The organism is Micromonospora arborensis (assembly GCF_003205615.1).
Taxonomy (GTDB): domain Bacteria; phylum Actinomycetota; class Actinomycetes; order Mycobacteriales; family Micromonosporaceae; genus Micromonospora; species Micromonospora arborensis.
This window is the reverse complement of sequence record NZ_PYBV01000017.1, coordinates 128,214-143,995: the sequence shown is the minus strand read 5'-3', so window position 1 is coordinate 143,995 and position 15,782 is coordinate 128,214. Positions and strand designations below refer to the sequence as shown.

Genomic DNA, 15,782 nt, shown 5'->3' with positions numbered 1-15,782 from the left:
GCCACGTCCCGGTAGTCGCCGCGTCCTGGTGGTCGCCGCGAGGCTGCCGGCCAGCCGGGCGCGAGGTCGTGCCGCCGTCAGCCCTGGCCGACGTCGTCGGTGCGTGCCGCGCGGCGCAGGCCGTAGAGGGTCAGGGCGGCGGCGGCCAGCAGCGGGGCGCCGTCGCGGACCAGGCCGTCCACGCCCAGCAGCCACCAGCACAGCGGCAGGTCCACGGCGAGGACGGCCACCGTGACGGCGACCAGGAGGCCACGCGCCCAGTCCTTGCCACGCAGCAGGAACGCGGTGCAGAACAGCACCGCGTAGCTGGCCACGATGCCGGCACCAAACCAGATCAACACGGCCGGCACCGCGGTCAGTCGACCATCCAGGATGGAGCCTCCGGCCACCAGGGCCGGCACCAGCATCAGTGGGCTGTAGGTGAACGCGGCCACCCGGCTGGTCAACAGCCAGGCGCTGGCCTCCGGCCGGCGGGGCGGGGTCTCCCGCCAGGAGAGGCCGGCCCGGTCGATGACCAGTCGTGGCCGGTGCCGGACAAGATGCTCGGCCAGCGCCGACGACCGGTACAGCAGCCAGACGACCGCCACACAGAGCGCGGTGAGTACGGCGAAGCCGAGCAGGCCGGGCAGCGGTGGCACCCCCTGCCGCGGCACGATCAGCCGGCCGACGGCGAAGATCGTGGTGACCGCGAGGATCAACCCGAACGGGCGGGCCACCGTCCGGCCCTTGCGTACGTGCCCGATCAGCAGCAGGAAACCGAACGAGCGCAGCATCGCCCAGCCGGTGCGTACCGCCAGACCGAAGCCCTGCTCCGGGGCGTACCACCAATTGAGCACCTCGACCACGACGGTGGCCGCCGCCGTCGTCGCGAGCAGGGTGGTGAGCACCCGGACGGCGGACGGCCGCCGGACCTGGGTCTCGGCGGCCGTCCTCATGGGATCCGATGATGCCCGCCAGGGGCGGACTTCACACCTAGCGCTGCGGCTGCACTGCGTCCAGACGCGCGCGCAGCGCGTCCAGCTCCGCCCAGAGCACGCCGGGCAGCTTGTCACCGAACTTCTCGAACCACTCGGTGATCATCGGCAGCTCGTTACGCCACTCGTCCGGGTCGACCTTAAGGGCGATCCGAACGTCCTCCGGGGTCATGTCCAGGCCCTCGACGTCCAGGGCGTCGGGCGCGGGAACCATGCCGACCGGCGTCTCGACCGCGTCGGCCGTGCCCTCGATCCGTTCGACGACCCACTTGAGCACCCGGGCGTTCTCCCCGAAGCCCGGCCAGAGGAACGAGCCGTCCGGGTCCTTGCGGAACCAGTTGACGTAGTAGATCTTCGGCAGCTTCGCCTCGTCGCCGTCGGTGCCCTTGCCCATCTCGATCCAGTGCCGGAAGTAGTCGCCCGCGTGGTAGCCGATGAACGGCAGCATCGCCATCGGGTCCCGTCGGACCACACCGACCGCCCCGGACGCGGCGGCCGTCGTCTCCGAGGAGAGCGTGGCACCCATGTAGACGCCGTGCACCCAGTCGCGGGCCTCGGTCACCAACGGGATGGTGTCCTTGCGGCGACCGCCGAAGAGGATCGCGTCGATCGGCACGCCGTTGGGGTCGAAGTACTCGTCGGCGAGGATCGGGCACTGGGTGATCGGGGTGCAGAAACGGCTGTTCGCGTGGGAGGAGAGGCCCTCGCTCTCCGGCGTCCAGTCGTTGCCCTTCCAGTCGATCAGGTGCGCCGGGGGCTCACCCATGCCCTCCCACCAGATGTCGCCGTCGTCGGTGAGGCCCACGTTGGTGAAGACGGAGTTGCCCCGGTCCAGGGTGCGCATGGCGTTGGCGTTGGTCTTCCAGTCGGTGCCGGGCGCGACACCGAACAGGCCGTACTCCGGGTTGACCGCGTAGAGGCGACCGTCGGGGCCGAACCGCATCCAGGCGATGTCGTCGCCGATGGTCTCGACCTTCCAACCGGGGATGGTCGGCTCCACCATGGCGAGGTTGGTCTTGCCGCAGGCAGACGGGAAGGCGCCCGCGATGTGGTAGACCCGACCCTCCGGCGAAGTGATCTTGAGGATCAGCATGTGCTCGGCGAGCCAGCCCTCGTCGCGGCCCATCACGCTGGCGATCCGCAGGGAGTAGCACTTCTTGCCGAGCAGCGAGTTGCCGCCGTAACCCGAGCCGTACGACCAGATCTCCCGGGTCTCCGGGAAGTGCGAGATGTACTTGGTCTCGTTGCACGGCCAGGGGACGTCCTGCTGCCCGGGGGCGAGCGGGGCGCCGATCGAGTGCAGCGCGTGCACGAAATCCCGATCGTTGCCCATCGCCTCGAGGATCCGCGTGCCCATCCGCGTCATGATGCGCATCGAGGCGACCACGTACGGGCTGTCAGTGATCTCCACACCGAACATCGGGGACTCGGCCTCGACGGGGCCCATGACGAACGGGATGACGTACATGGTGCGACCGCGCATCGAACCGCGGTAGAGATCCGTCATCGTCCGCTTCATCTCCGGCGGCGCCATCCAGTTGTTGGTGGGGCCGGCGTCCGCCTCGTCGACGGAACAGATGAAGGTGCGCTCCTCGACCCGGGCGACGTCCGTCGGATCGGTGCGCGCGTAGAACGAGTTGGGCTTCTTCTCCGGGTTCAACCGGATCAACGTGCCGGCCTCGACCAGCTCGTCGGTGAGCCGGCGCCATTCCTCGTCGGACCCGTCCACCCAGACGACACGGTCGGGGGTGGTCAGTTCCGCGACCTCACGGACCCAGGCGAGCAGTTTCGGATGGGACGTCGGGGCCTGATCAATACCCCGCACAACAGCCGGAGCAACCATGACACATCTCCTTGTGGTCGACGCTGACCGATCTATGGGATGCACGAAACTCAGCGGCGCGATGCGTCGCCTTCGTGGAAACCTGGGATTGGCCTCAGCGTAAACCGGGCAGCCTTCCGAGTCAGTGGGACTGGTTGTGAAGAACTGCACAAGGTACGGCCACGCTGCGGTATCACGAGCTGATACCCGCTTTCCCGCGCAGTTTCACGCAAATCTGTTGTGCACCCCGGCGGACGCTTGTTGCGGTCGGGCCGTGGACCTGCCCCGCCGACCGGTGCGTGGATTCCCGTTCCGAGGCGCGTCAGTCCTCCCAATTGGCTACGCTCCGTGCAACGGCCCCGCACACCGCGCTGGGCGCTTCCGGGCGACCACGCCCGCTCGCCGTTGCTACCCCTCTGACTGGTCGACAGCCGGTAGGCTCCGTCCGTGGCCGCCACAATGACCGGGGAACAACCGGATCCTCGGCAGACCCGACAGGGTTTGGTGGGCATGCTGCTGGACCGCTTCGGTCACCTTGTCCGCGAGTTGGGCAAGTTCGCCACCGTGGGCGGGGTCGCCTTCCTCATCGACTTCGGGCTCTTCAACTACCTGACGAGCAGTCGTGACGTCGAGGAGTTGACGGCGAAGACGATCTCCACCGTGATCGCGGCCTCGTTCGCCTTCGTGGGCAACCGGTTCTGGACCTGGCGGCACCGTCAGCGCAGCAACCCGGCCCGCGAGTACGCACTGTTCTTCTTCTTCAACGCGGTCGGCCTCGGCATCGCGGTGGCCTGCCTCGCGATCAGCCGGTACGGGCTCGGCAGCATCTGGCCCGACGTGTTCCAGACGCGCCTGGCCGACAACATCGCCAGCTACCTTGTCGGCGCGGGCCTCGGCACGCTGTTCCGATTCTGGTCGTACCGGCGGTTCGTCTTCGTCGAAGCGGGAACCCCGACCCTTCCACCACAGGTGAAGCCTGACCCCGATCACGGGGCGTGACCTGCCGCTCACCTCGTTCGGCCGGTGATCGCCGGCCGCACCGACTGCCCTAAGGTGTTTCGCATGCGTCTTGTCCGTCTCCTGCCTGAGCGCTGGCAGAAGTTCATCCACGAGGCGCTCAAGTTCGGCATCGTGGGCGGCATCAACACCGTCATCAATTACGCGGTGTTCAATGCCCTCGCACTGACCGTATTCGTCAATGGCCAGCTGAAGGCCTCCGTGATCGCGACCATCGTCGCCACGATCACGTCGTATCTGATGAATCGGCACTGGACGTACCGGGATCGCCCGAAATCGGCGCTCCGTCGGGAATACGTCCTGTTCTTCCTGTTCAACGGTGCGGGCCTGCTCATCGAACTGGGTGCCGTGGCAGCGGCGAAGTACGGCCTCGACATCCACGGCCTGCTCGCGTTGAACGTGGCCAAGACCGCCGGCGTACTGCTGGCCACCCTGTTCCGATTCTGGTCATACCGGACCTTCGTCTTCCAGCCGGTCGCGAAGACCGAGGTCGAGCCCGAGGCGAAGCCCGCATCCACCTGGCACAGCATCCCGCGTGACGAGTGGGACACGATGGCGGAAATGGACCCGGTCGCCGAACTGGCCGAGACCGTGTCGGAGCTGGAAGAGGCGGAGTCCGCGGAACGTGCCGACCCACCGCCCGGCGCGCCCACCCAGGGACGGTCCAAGCGGCTGAGCGTCAGCCCCGCCGCCGACCTGGACGCGGAACTCGCCGCGGAGTTGCACGTCAGCACCCGCCGCGCGCCCCGCCGGTGACGGCACCCGACGCCCGCTCCGGCACCGGGCAACCTGCCGAGCTGTTCTTCGAGGATCTCGTCCCAGGGCTCACCGTCGACCTCGGTGTGGTCACCGTGGATGGCGACGAGATGGTCGCCTTCGCCCGCCGCTTCGACCCGCAGTGGTATCACGTCGACCCCGAACTGGCCGGGGCGAGCCGGCACGGCGGCCTGATCGCCAGCGGTTTCTACACGGTCAGCCTGTTCATGCGCGCGTACGTCGACCACCTGCTGTCCCGGGCGGCGGCGGACGCATCCCCCGGGCTGGAGGAGCTGCGCTGGCTCGCCCCCGTGCGCGCCGGCGATCGGCTCGCGGTACGGGTCGACGTGATGGGCGCCCGGCCCTCGACCGCCCGCCCGGGGCTGGGCACCGTCAGCCTCACCGGCACCATGCTCCGCCTCGGCCCGGACGACCGACCCGAGCAGGAGGTGCTGCGGACCCGCTTCCGTGGCTGGTTCGCCGTGCGACCGGTCGACCCGGCCGAAGCCGACCCAGACGGGGCCGATCGGCCCGATGCCGCCCCAGCCGACGCCGAGCAGCCCGTCAGCGACCCAGCCGACGCCGAGCGGCCCGTGAGTGGGCCAACCGGCGCCGACCCGGCCGAGATCGGCCCGCCGGGGCCTGACCGACCCGGAAGCGGCACGCCCGGGGCCGAACCACACGACTGACCCGCCCCGACACCGCGGCCGGGGCGGGCCTCAAGCGTCCGGATCAGGTCGTGGTGTCGCGCAGCGGCTTGCCGTCCTGCATGTCGGCGAGGATGTCGCGCATCTCCCCGTCACCCAGCGAGTGCCTGTCGTGCTGTGCCTCGACCAGCTCGTACAGGGTGGTCTGCACCTTCCCGACGTTCGGCACGTCGGAAAGCACCGACTGGCCCCGCTCACCGGCCGACTCGATGGTGAGCGTGCCGCAACCGAGCAGGCGCTCGACGAACCGTTGGTTCATCGAGTGGTCGTTGACCCGGGTGAGCGGAAGATCCCGCCGGTCGCGGGAGAAGACACCCTGCTGGATCAGCACACGCTCGTTGGTGAACAGGTAGTGCGTGGTGCGCCAGACCAGGAACGGCCACAGGCCGAGCCAGAGCACCGCGACCAGGGCGATCGCCCCGATCACGGCCAGCACGATCGAACCGCCGCCACTCTCGGGCAGCAGGAGCACACCGACCACCACCGCCGCGATGGCCAGCACCAACACCGCGATCGGCTGGATCAACGCCTTCCAGTGTGGGTGCAGATGGAGCACGACATGCTCGTCCTCGGTGAGCACGTCTTCAGGGAACGCCACGACAACCTCCATCGCCATTTTTCCGACGCGCAGACCGTAACCGGTCCAACCGCCTGATCGGATCAGCCACCCGGGGTGCCTTGTGTCGACGGCGCGACCTTTCGCCGGCGGAGGCCTCCCGGCCAGCGAAGGTGCGGGCGTCACCGAAGGTGCAGGACGTCCCCGGCGGCAAGGGTGCGGTCGCCGCCAGCGGTGGTGACGAGGAGTTGGCCGTCCGGGTCGACTCCGGTGGCGGTGCCGGTCAGGGCTTCGCCGTTGGGGAGCAGGACGCGCACCTCCCGGCCGACCGTCGCGCACGCCGCCAGGTAGGCGTCGCGTAGGCCACTGGTCACCGCATCGCCGCCCGCGGAGCGCCAGCGGTCGTACCAGTCGGCGACCGACCGCAGCAGGGCCCGCAGCAGCGGATCCCGGTCGGTGGCCGCCGCGCCGGCCAACTGCAGCGAGGTGGCCGGCAGCCCGGTCGGATTCACCGGCAGTTCGTCGGCGCGCAGCGTCACGTTGAGCCCGATGCCGAGCACGATGGCCGGCGGTTGGTCCGCCGAGCGCCCCGGCACCGCCTCGGCCAGCACGCCCGCGCACTTCGCGTCGTCGATCAGCAGGTCGTTGGGCCACTTCAGGGTGGCCTCCAACTCGGCCAGCCGGGCCACTGCCTCGACCAGCGCCACGCCGGCCAGCAACGGCAGCCACCCGTACCCCGTGGGTGTCGCGGGCAGCCAACCGCGGTCCGGCACGGCCTCGCCGGGCCGCAGCAGCACGCTGGTGGTGATGCCGGCCCGCGCCGGCGACTGCCAGACCCGACCGCGGCGCCCACGCCCGGCGGTCTGCCGTTCGGCGACCACGACCAGGCCCTCGGGCTCACCGGCCCGCGCCGCCTCGGCCACGTCGGCGTTGGTGGAGCCCGTCTCGGCACGCAGCTCCAGCCGGGCCCACGGCCCGTCCGGGGCGACCAACGCGCGGCGCAGCCGGGCCGCCGACAGCGGCGGGCGGTCCAGATCGTTGTACGGGGAGCCCGACATTCCGCCAGCCTACGACGGTGGTCGCGCCGACACTGAGGCGTACTGCACAGCGGTGCCCACCTGAACCATCGTTATATTCCCTGGGTGACTACCGAGACCGGGACCAACATCCACAGCACCGCGGGCAAGCTGGCGGACCTGGAGCGCCGGGTCGACGAGGCGGTGCACGCCGGGTCGGCCCGCGCGGTCGAGAAGCAGCACGCGCGAGGCAAGAAGACCGCCCGGGAGCGGATCGAGATGCTGCTCGACGAGGGCTCGTTCGTCGAACTCGACGAGCTGGCCCGGCACCGTTCCACGGCCTTCGGGCTGGAGCGGAACCGCCCGTACGGCGACGGCGTGGTCACCGGCTACGGCACGGTGGACGGCCGGCAGGTGTGCGTCTTCGCGCAGGACTTCACGGTCTTCGGCGGTTCGCTCGGTGAGGTCTTCGGCGAGAAGATCGTCAAGGTGATGGACCTGGCCATGAAGATCGGCTGTCCGGTGGTCGGCATCAACGACTCCGGCGGCGCGCGCATCCAGGAGGGCGTGGTCTCGCTCGGCCTCTACGGTGAGATCTTCTTCCGCAACGTGCGGGCCTCCGGTGTCATCCCGCAGATCTCGCTGGTCATGGGGCCCTGCGCCGGCGGCGCGGTCTACTCGCCGGCGGTCACCGACTTCACCGTGATGGTCGACCAGACCTCGCACATGTTCATCACCGGACCCGACGTGATCAAGACGGTGACCGGCGAGGACGTCGGCATGGAGGAGCTGGGCGGGGCACGTACGCACAACTCCCGCAGCGGCAACGCGCACTACCTCGCCAGCGACGAGGACGACGCCGTCGACTACGTCAAGGCGCTGCTGTCGTACCTGCCGTCGAACAACCTGGACGAGCCGGTGGTCTTCGACGCCCCCGCCGACCTGGCGATCAGCGACGAGGACCGGGAGCTGGACACCCTGATCCCGGACTCGGCCAACCAGCCGTACGACATGCACAAGGTGCTCGAACACGTCCTCGACGACGGGGAGTTCCTCGAGGTTCAGCCGCTCTACGCGCAGAACATCGTGGTCGGCTACGGCCGGATCGAGGGGCGGCCGGTGGGCGTGGTCGCCAACCAGCCGATGCACTTCGCCGGCACCCTGGACATCGCCGCCTCCGAGAAGGCCGCCCGGTTCGTGCGCACCTGCGACGCGTTCAACATCCCGGTGCTGACCTTCGTGGACGTACCCGGCTTCCTGCCCGGTACCGGCCAGGAGTGGGACGGCATCATCCGCCGGGGCGCCAAGCTCATCTACGCGTACGCCGAGGCGACCGTCCCCAAGGTCACCGTGATCACCCGCAAGGCGTACGGCGGGGCGTACGACGTGATGGGTTCCAAGCACCTCGGCGCGGACCTCAACTTCGCGTGGCCGACCGCGCAGATCGCCGTGATGGGCGCGCAGGGCGCGGTGAACATCCTCTACCGCTCCGAACTGGCCGGCGCCGAGGACCCGGCGGCGGTCCGGGCCGAGAAGATCGCCGAGTACGAGGACACCCTGGCCAACCCGTACGTGGCGGCCGAGCGTGGCTACATCGACTCGGTGATCGCGCCGCACGAGACGCGCACCCAGATCGTCCGGGCACTGCGCGTGCTGCGTACCAAGCGGGAGACCCTGCCCCCGAAGAAGCACGGCAACATCCCCCTCTGAGGCCGCTCGCGGTCCCCTGATCCGCTGATCCGCGCAACTTCGGGGAAAGTGCTGCCTCCGGGCGACGGGAGGCAGCAACAACCCTGATGTTGTGCGGATCAATAGCGGTCAGCAGGCTGGGTTGGCGGCGACGCACATCCGGCGGGCGGCGACCTCCGCCAGGCGGCGCAGGTCCAGCTCGGTGCCGGCCTGTTCCATTCTGAGCACGGTGATCAGATCACCGACCCGGACCACGGCGGTGGTGGTCGGCCGGGGCGCCGCACCGATGGGCTCGCCCGTCTTCTGGTCGACGGGCTGCGTACCGGTGTGCCGCAGCAGCGCAGCCCCATCGCCGGCGAAACCCCGCTGGACCACCGCCCAGCGGTGCGTCGCCATTCCGGTGCCCGTCGCATCCCCCGCCTTGTACCCGCCGACGCTGACCCAGTCGGCGCACGGGGCAACCACGTCGTCCAGCGTGGCGAGTAGCTGGATGGCCGCCTCGGGTACCAGCCGGAAGAGATCCTGCGTGACCAGAGCAGTCGACTGGGTGCGGATCGGCGCAGCGCGTTTGGGCACAAACGTCTGCGAGCGAGACAGGATCGAGTTCTGCCAGCCATTCGAGCGTCCCTGGCTCGTCCGGCAAGCGCCGAGCAGTTGATCCAGCAGGACCGGCTCGCCCAGCCCCGATTGGCTGAGCTGCACATCGACCTGCTGCGACAGGTCGGCTGGCTGCAACAGGGCGTCGGTGGTGATCTCATGGCGGGTCGGCGAGGCGGAGGCGGCCGGCAGGGCCGGTGACGGGGACTTCCTCGGCGCAGCGACCGCTGCTGCGGACACCCCGGCGAGAGCCAGCACGACGGTCGCCACGACGATCCTGCGCCGGCTGCGGCGACGAGCCCGGGAGCGAATCTCCTCCGGACCGAGCCAGCGCACGTCCTGCAGGTCCCGCTGAATCTGTTCCACGATTGCCAGCTCGTCACGCATCGGTGGCCTCCTCAAGATCAGAGACGGCGAGCAGGCCGGCGAGCGCGGCGCGCCCCCGGGAGAGTCGGGCCTTGACGGTGCCGACCGGGGCCGCGGTCTCCCGCGCCACGTCGGCGACCGGCATGCCGACCAGGTAGTAGAGGGCGATGGCGACGCGTTGCTCCTCGGGCAGCCGGCGCAGGGCGGCGACCACCTCGACGGTGTCGGTGCCCGGCCCGGGAACGGTCTCGGTGGCACCGTGCCGCAGGTACGCGCGGGCACGGCTGCGCAGGCTGCGCCACCGGCTGACCGCGACCCGGCTGGCCACCACCCGCAGCCACGCCTCCGGGTCGTCGTACCCACTGACCGTCGACCAGCGCTGCCACGCCCGGATGTACGCCTCCTGCACGGCGTCCTGCGCCTCGACCCGGTCGCCGGTGAGCGCGTAGACGAAGCCGAGCAGCCGTTGCCGACTCCCCCGGTAGAACTCGTCGAACCCGTCGACGTCCGGCACCCGCTACCTCCCCGTGTCGGTCGCAGAGAACACGCACCAGGCAGGGTCGGCGGTTGCCCCGGTCAGGCGATCATCTTCTCCAGTTCGGCGAGCGGGAACGCGCCCGCCCCGATCCGCTCCCGGACCGCCCGGCGGACGGCCCGCTGCACGGCCACGTTGACCGGCGTCGGTACGCCGTGCAGCCGGCCGAGCAACGCGATCTCCCCGTTGAGGTGGTCGACCTCGGTCGAGTCAGTGCCCCGGGCGAGGCTCTGCCAGGTGGAGCCGCCGGACCGGGCCTCCCCGTCGACCGGGCGCTGCCCGACCCGGTCGCCGCGCTCGGCCTTCTCCTCCTCCGGCGAGGTGTGCGCGATGCCGGCGGCGGCGAGTGCGGCGACACCCTCGGCGCGTACCCGCTCGACCAATGCGTCGGGGATGTCCCGACCGAGCAACGCCTGTAGGCCGTTGCCGAGGTTGCTGAGCAGCTTGCCGTACTTCCAGCGCAGCACATCCGTACGGACCGGGGCGACGAACCCGGCCGCGCTCAGATCGGCGGCGATCGCCCGGTCGGTGTCGTCGGCGCCGCCGGGGTACCGCCCGATGTGGAGCATCCCCGGGTGCGGGTAGCCGTTGGCCACCACGACGCCCGGGTCCAGGTGGGTGGCCGGCAACCAGACGCAGACCGGGTGCACGTCGGCGAAGAGCCGCAGCGCGGCCCGCTCGTTGGCCACCCCGTTCTGCGCGGTCACCAGCGGCAGACGCTCGCCCGCCGTGCCACCACCGACCACCGGCGCGTCCACCCAGGCGGCCAGCGCACCAGCGGTGTCCTGCGACTTGACGGTGAGGATCAGTACCGTGTCCGCCGGCAGCGGCTGGTCAACGGGCCCGTCCACGGCGGCGAGCCGGGTGGTGATCTCCTCGTCGGGCTGCCGCAGGGTCAGACCCCGCGCGCGGATCGCGTCCAGGTGCGCACCCCGGGCCACCAGGGTCACGTCCCGCTCAGCATGCGCCAGCCGTACGCCGATGGTCCCGCCGACCGCACCCGCCCCGATGATCACGTATCGCATGGCCTCATTCTGCCCGCTGGATCAGACCGTCAGGCCGGCGCTGGTGAGGATGGGGCCCACCAGCAGGAGCGCGCCGGCGACCAGGGCGGCCAGGTTGACCAGAGCGAAGACGGTCACCCAGAAGAGCGCCGGGAACGGGGTGAGCCCGGCGAGCTGGTCGGCGTCGGAGGCGGGCATCCGGCCCCGCGAGCGCAGCCGCTGCAACTCGACCACCGGCCGCACCCCGCCGAGCAGCAGGAACCACACCCCGGTGTACGCGAACGCGGCCTGGACCTGCGGCGTCGCGTACCACGAGACGGCGAACACCAGTGCGCCGGTGACCAGCAGCGATACCACGCCGAAGACGTTGCGGATCATGATCAGCATGGCCAGCAGCAGCACCACCGCCACCCAGAGCAGCAGGGTGATCCGGTTGCCGCCGAGCAGCCAGGCACCGGCAAGCCCGACCAGCGGTGGGGCGACGTACCCGGCGAGCAGGGTGAGGATCATGCCCGGCCCGGTGGGACGGCCGGCGGAGAGGGTCAGCCCGGACGTGTCCGAGTGCAGCCGGATGCCGCGCAGCTTGCGGCCGGTGAGCAACGCGACCAGGGCGTGCCCACCCTCGTGCGCGATCGTGATGGCGTTGCGGGCGATCCGCCACGGCAGCCGGGTGGACACCACCACCAGCGCGACCGCCGCGGTGATCAGCACCAGCAGCGCGGGCGGGTCCGGCTGCGCGCCGAACAGCGTGTCCCACAGGTCGCTCAGCCCGTCGATCGACATCATGGGGCGCGAGCCTACCGGCGGCGTTCCGTGTCGCTCCCGGAGCACCGCCTCGTATCCTGGGAGACTGATCGGGTGGCGAGCCGGGTCGGAGGTGACAGCGGATGAGGTTGGTGCCGCTGGAACACCACATCGGCCCCTGGACCGAGGCCGACTACTTCGCTCTGGGCGAGACTCCCGACCGGATCGAACTGCTCGACGGGAGCCTGCTCCTGAGCCCGGTCTCGGACAAGCGGCACCAGTTGGTGTCGCGCCGGCTGGCCAACCACGTCCAGCGTGCCGCAGACCGCCTCGCCGTCTTCAGGGCGGTCAACGTACGGCTCGAGGTGGATCGGATCGCCATCCCGGATGTGGTCGTCGCGGACACCGACGATGAGGGCACGGTGGTGGACGCCGCCGAGGTGGTGCTCGTCGGCGAGATCGTCTCGCCCGGCAACGCCGCCGCCGACCGGCTGGTCAAGATGCAGCTCTACGCCATCGCCCGGATCCCCTGGTATCTGCTGGTCGAGCAGGACGGCGACGGTCACTCGCTACGGCTCCACCGACTCGACGGTGAGCACTACATCGAGGACCAGGTCGCCAAGGCGGGCGAGACGCTGACCATCGTCGAGCCGTTCCACTGGCAGCTCGACCCGGCCACCCTGGGCTGACTCGTTCCGCTCCGATCGCCGGGCCACCGACACCCGTCCATGAAGCTTTTTTCAACGCACCTTGTGATCTAGGGCACTTACCTCCAAAGATGGATGTCGATAGAGCGACGTCCTTGGAGGCATTCATGGCCCGTACCTCGTCATCGCTGCGCCGCGCGCTCGCGGCCGGCCTCACCGTCCTCGCCACCGCGGCGGCGGCCCTGGTCGCGACCGCCGGACCGGCGGCCGCCGCCACCACACCCGGCATCGACGTGTCCCGCTACCAGGGCAGCATCAACTGGACCAGCGTCCGCAACGCGGGCATCGAGTTCGCCTTCATCAAGGCAACCGAGGGCACCAGCTACAAGGACCCGAACTTCAACGCCAACTACGTCAACTCGTACAACGCCGGGGTGATCCGCGGGGCGTACCACTTCGCCCGGCCCAACATCTCCGCCGGCTCGACCCAGGCCAACTACCTGGCCTCCAACGGCGGCGCCTGGTCGGCGGACAGCCGCACCCTGCCGGCGGCGCTCGACATCGAGGCCAACCCGTACAGCGGCGGCTACTGCTACGGGCTCAGCACGACCGGGATGCGCAACTGGGTGCAGGACTTCCTCAACACGTACCGTTCCCGCACCGGCCGGTACGCCGTCATTTACACCACCACGAGCTGGTGGAACCAGTGCACCGGCAGCTGGACCGGCCCGTGGGCGAACCACCCGCTCTGGCTGGCCCGCTGGGCGAGCGCGCCCGGCGCCCTGCCGGCCGGCGCCTCGGTGTGGAGCTTCTGGCAGTACACCAGCACCGGCGTCGTCTCCGGGATCAGCGGGAACGTGGACCGCAACTACTGGAACGGCGACCGCAGTCGACTGATCGCGTTGGCCAACAACACCTGACCGGGCCGTTGGCGGCAGCGGGATCGACGGTCACCACACGGTCGACAATCGGTCCGGCTGCCGCCACACCACCGCGTACGGGTCAGACCCGCCGTCGGCTCAACGCCGGCACCATCACCGGAGCATCCTCGCGGACCAGCGCGTCCCGCCGGCTGAGCCGCCGGACGCCCACCGCACCAACGGTGATGGCAACGACGCCCAACAGCGCGACGAGTAGCGGAAGCCCAACGCTGATCAGCAGCAGTGCCACATCGCCGAGTGCGACGAGCATCCACAGTGCCAGCCGGGGCCGGGCGTTCCTGTATCGGTAACCCATGTCGCACCTCCCTCCGTCGTTGGAGATCAGATACCCCGAACGACGCAAGAACATGCGAGAGAGGTTCGCGCAGGTGCGGAACGCCTGTCAGTTGACCCGATCGGGCTTGAAGCCCTTGACGATCTGGTCGAAGTTGGCGAGGTTGGCCTGCCAGTCCTTTTCCGCGATCTCCCACCGGATGGCGAAACCCCGGTTGGTGGCGGTTACGAAGCCCCGGTTACGCACGTGGATGCGGGTGCCGTCCCGGGTCTCCAACCACTCCCAGTCGGCGCAGGTCCGATACCAGTCGCAGGCCTTGATGCTGCCCACCAACTGGTAGTTGGTGACCAGATCCCGACGGTCAGGTTCGATCGCCTTCCAGTCGGCGACCGCGTCCTTCTTCGGGGTGGGGGTCCACTGGACCAGCATTATGCCAGGCCCATTGGGCTGGTTGAAGACGACCGTGTCCGATCTGGTCTGACGGCCGCTCCAGCCAGGTGGAAGCGGAATGGAGAAGGTCGGCCCCTCGTGCAGCTTCCAGCCCGCCGGCAGCGCGTTCGGGTCGGTCGACGGCGTAGCCGAGGGCGACGTACTCGGTGCGCCCGTGGTGGGCGGAGGCGCCGCCGGAGCCGAGGACTGCGCCGGCGCCGACGTCGCGGCCGCACCGGTCGTCGGGCCGACCTGCGGCGTCTCCGTGTCGTCGCCCTTGGTCAGCATCGGCACGATCACCGCGAGCCCGATCAGCAGGAGGGCCACCAGGGCCCCGACCAGCACGTTGCGGCGGGTGTTGCTCGGCTTCGTACCGTCGAATGCCGGCACCGCCGCGCGCCCGGCCGGGCTCGCCGGGGGCATCACCGACGTGGGAGTCGAGGGTTTGCGCTGCTCGGGCGCCACCGGTGGGCCGTCGACCACAGTCGGTTCGTCGTCGAGGCTGGTCGTGCTGTCACCTGCGTGCGTCGTACCGTCGCCGCTCGTGTCGGGTGCGGCCGTGACCTTCGCGGTCGGGTCGGCATCGGACGGGCGGTCGATCGTGGCGGTCGGCTCGGCCGGGACCGCCGCCGTCGGGTCGGCTGGCACCGGTGCGGTCGGGTCGGAATGCTCGCCGGAGGGAACGACGGACGTCGGCGTGGCATCGGCGGCGGTGGTCGCCGCAGCAGCGGAGGTAGCGGCGGCCGGCGGCGGCGACACCGGCCGGTCGGCACTCTCGGCCGGTCGCGGCGCCGGCACCAGCGGCGGGCGCGGCTCACGCGGGCCGTTCGGCCCCGGTCGGCGTACGCCATCGAGCAGCGAGATCCCCCGCGCACGCTTGCCGCCGGCGCGGCGCAGCAGGCGTTCCGCCACCTCGGCGGTGATCCGCTCGGTCGGATCCTTGCGCAGCAGGCCGTTGAGCACAGCCTTGAGTGGACCGGCGTTCTTCGGCGGCGGAATCGGCTCAGTCGCCAGCGCCGCGAGGGTGCCGATCGCCGACGGCCGGGCGTAGGGCGACTTGCCCTCGACCGCCGCGTACAGCGTCGCGCCCAACGACCACAGGTCCGCCTCCGGGCCGGCGGTGCCGTCGCGGGCCCGCTCCGGCGAGATGTACGCGGGTGAGCCCAGCACCATGCCGGTGCGCGTCACGTTCGGGTCACCCGGGATCGTGGCGAGACCGAAATCAGTCAGCACCACCCGGCCGTCCTCGCCCAGCAGCACGTTGCCGGGCTTGACGTCGCGGTGCATGACGCCCGCCTTGTGCGCGGCACTGAGCGCGCCCAGCACGCCGAGGCCGATCTCCACTGTGCGGGCCACCGACACGGGACCATCTTCGGCGAGAGTGTCCTGCAACGACTTCGACGCCACGTACTCCATGACGATCCACGGATCGCCGTCGGTGCGCAGCACGTCGAAGATGCGGACCACATTGGCGTGGTTCAGCCGGGCAATTGCCCTGGCCTCCCGCAACGAGCGCTCGCGCATCTCGCGGCGCTCCTCGTCGGTGAGACCGGGTGGCGGCACCAACTCCTTGATGGCGACGTCCCGGTGCAGCACCTCGTCGCGCGCCTTCCACACCCGGCCCATGCCGCCCTGGCCGAGCGGCGACAGGAGCCGGTATCGGTCAGCGACAAGTTGGGGAAGCGCATTCGACATCGCTGAGACGGTA

Annotated in this window: 16 protein-coding genes and 1 pseudogene; 7 read left to right on the top strand and 10 right to left on the bottom strand. The window is 70.3% G+C overall.

Features of this window, described 5'->3' with window-relative positions; all coding sequences use genetic code 11:
* Positions 1-77: 77 nt before the first annotated feature.
* Positions 78-935, bottom strand: a complete 858-nt coding sequence (locus C7C45_RS15225) for a hypothetical protein (protein WP_110564318.1) — start codon at positions 933-935, stop codon at positions 78-80.
* Between the two features lie 37 nt (positions 936-972).
* On the bottom strand, positions 973-2,817 hold the full coding sequence (locus C7C45_RS15220) for a phosphoenolpyruvate carboxykinase (GTP) (RefSeq protein ID WP_110564317.1): 1,845 nt from the start codon (positions 2,815-2,817) through the stop codon (positions 973-975).
* A gap of 136 nt (positions 2,818-2,953) precedes the next feature.
* Here C7C45_RS15220 and C7C45_RS35855 point away from each other — a divergent pair.
* The 4 genes and pseudogenes from C7C45_RS35855 to C7C45_RS15205 all read left to right on the top strand — a co-directional run.
* Positions 2,954-3,037, top strand: a pseudogene (locus tag C7C45_RS35855) (GtrA family protein); the annotation flags it as partial.
* Between the two features lie 218 nt (positions 3,038-3,255).
* Complete coding sequence (locus C7C45_RS35850) at positions 3,256-3,795, top strand: GtrA family protein (RefSeq protein WP_110564316.1); 540 nt, start codon at positions 3,256-3,258, stop codon at positions 3,793-3,795.
* Between the two features lie 63 nt (positions 3,796-3,858).
* Positions 3,859-4,569, top strand: a complete 711-nt coding sequence (locus C7C45_RS15210) for a GtrA family protein (protein ID WP_110564315.1) — start codon at positions 3,859-3,861, stop codon at positions 4,567-4,569.
* The gene (locus C7C45_RS15205; RefSeq protein WP_208641173.1) at positions 4,566-5,258 is read left to right on the top strand and encodes a MaoC/PaaZ C-terminal domain-containing protein; all 693 of its coding nucleotides are present in this window, start codon (positions 4,566-4,568) and stop codon (positions 5,256-5,258) included. The genes C7C45_RS15210 and C7C45_RS15205 overlap by 4 nt, the downstream gene beginning before the upstream one ends.
* 43 nt (positions 5,259-5,301) lie before the next feature.
* Here C7C45_RS15205 and C7C45_RS15200 read toward each other — a convergent pair whose 3' ends face one another.
* Entirely contained in the window at positions 5,302-5,874 is a 573-nt protein-coding gene (locus tag C7C45_RS15200) for a PH domain-containing protein (RefSeq protein ID WP_110564327.1), read from the bottom strand.
* 140 nt (positions 5,875-6,014) lie between these two features.
* Positions 6,015-6,890 carry a biotin--[acetyl-CoA-carboxylase] ligase gene (locus tag C7C45_RS15195; protein ID WP_110564314.1) on the bottom strand — a complete coding sequence of 292 codons (876 nt, stop codon included), beginning with the start codon at positions 6,888-6,890 and terminating at the stop codon, positions 6,015-6,017.
* An 84-nt stretch (positions 6,891-6,974) separates the two neighbouring features.
* On the opposite strand from C7C45_RS15195, the gene C7C45_RS15190 reads away from it, so the two are divergent.
* Positions 6,975-8,558 (top strand): acyl-CoA carboxylase subunit beta, encoded by a 1,584-nt coding sequence (locus tag C7C45_RS15190; protein WP_110564313.1) that lies wholly within the window; start codon positions 6,975-6,977, stop codon positions 8,556-8,558.
* A gap of 108 nt (positions 8,559-8,666) precedes the next feature.
* On the opposite strand, the gene C7C45_RS15185 is transcribed toward C7C45_RS15190, so the two are convergent.
* From C7C45_RS15185 to C7C45_RS15170, 4 genes are all read right to left on the bottom strand, one after another.
* Positions 8,667-9,521 (bottom strand): hypothetical protein, encoded by an 855-nt coding sequence (locus tag C7C45_RS15185; RefSeq protein WP_110564312.1) that lies wholly within the window; start codon positions 9,519-9,521, stop codon positions 8,667-8,669.
* On the bottom strand, positions 9,514-10,014 hold the full coding sequence (locus tag C7C45_RS15180) for a SigE family RNA polymerase sigma factor (RefSeq protein ID WP_110564311.1): 501 nt from the start codon (positions 10,012-10,014) through the stop codon (positions 9,514-9,516). Before C7C45_RS15180 ends, C7C45_RS15185 begins: the two co-directional genes overlap by 8 nt.
* Before the next feature lie 62 nt (positions 10,015-10,076).
* Positions 10,077-11,060, bottom strand: coding sequence for a ketopantoate reductase family protein (locus C7C45_RS15175; RefSeq protein ID WP_110564310.1), 984 nt, complete (start codon positions 11,058-11,060; stop codon positions 10,077-10,079).
* Positions 11,061-11,081: 21 nt separating this feature from the next.
* Positions 11,082-11,825, bottom strand: coding sequence for a M50 family metallopeptidase (locus C7C45_RS15170; protein WP_110564309.1), 744 nt, complete (start codon positions 11,823-11,825; stop codon positions 11,082-11,084).
* A 101-nt stretch (positions 11,826-11,926) separates the two neighbouring features.
* Between C7C45_RS15170 and C7C45_RS15165 the strand changes: the two genes are divergently transcribed.
* Positions 11,927-12,472 (top strand): Uma2 family endonuclease, encoded by a 546-nt coding sequence (locus C7C45_RS15165; RefSeq protein ID WP_110564308.1) that lies wholly within the window; start codon positions 11,927-11,929, stop codon positions 12,470-12,472.
* 125 nt (positions 12,473-12,597) lie between these two features.
* Entirely contained in the window at positions 12,598-13,350 is a 753-nt protein-coding gene (locus C7C45_RS15160; protein WP_110564307.1) for a GH25 family lysozyme, read from the top strand.
* Positions 13,351-13,432: 82 nt separating this feature from the next.
* On the opposite strand, the gene C7C45_RS15155 is transcribed toward C7C45_RS15160, so the two are convergent.
* Together C7C45_RS15155 and C7C45_RS15150 are read right to left on the bottom strand one after the other, a co-directional pair.
* Complete coding sequence (locus tag C7C45_RS15155) at positions 13,433-13,666, bottom strand: hypothetical protein (protein WP_110564306.1); 234 nt, start codon at positions 13,664-13,666, stop codon at positions 13,433-13,435.
* An 87-nt stretch (positions 13,667-13,753) separates the two neighbouring features.
* Positions 13,754-15,769 (bottom strand): serine/threonine-protein kinase, encoded by a 2,016-nt coding sequence (locus tag C7C45_RS15150; protein ID WP_110564305.1) that lies wholly within the window; start codon positions 15,767-15,769, stop codon positions 13,754-13,756.
* Positions 15,770-15,782 lie beyond the last annotated feature (13 nt).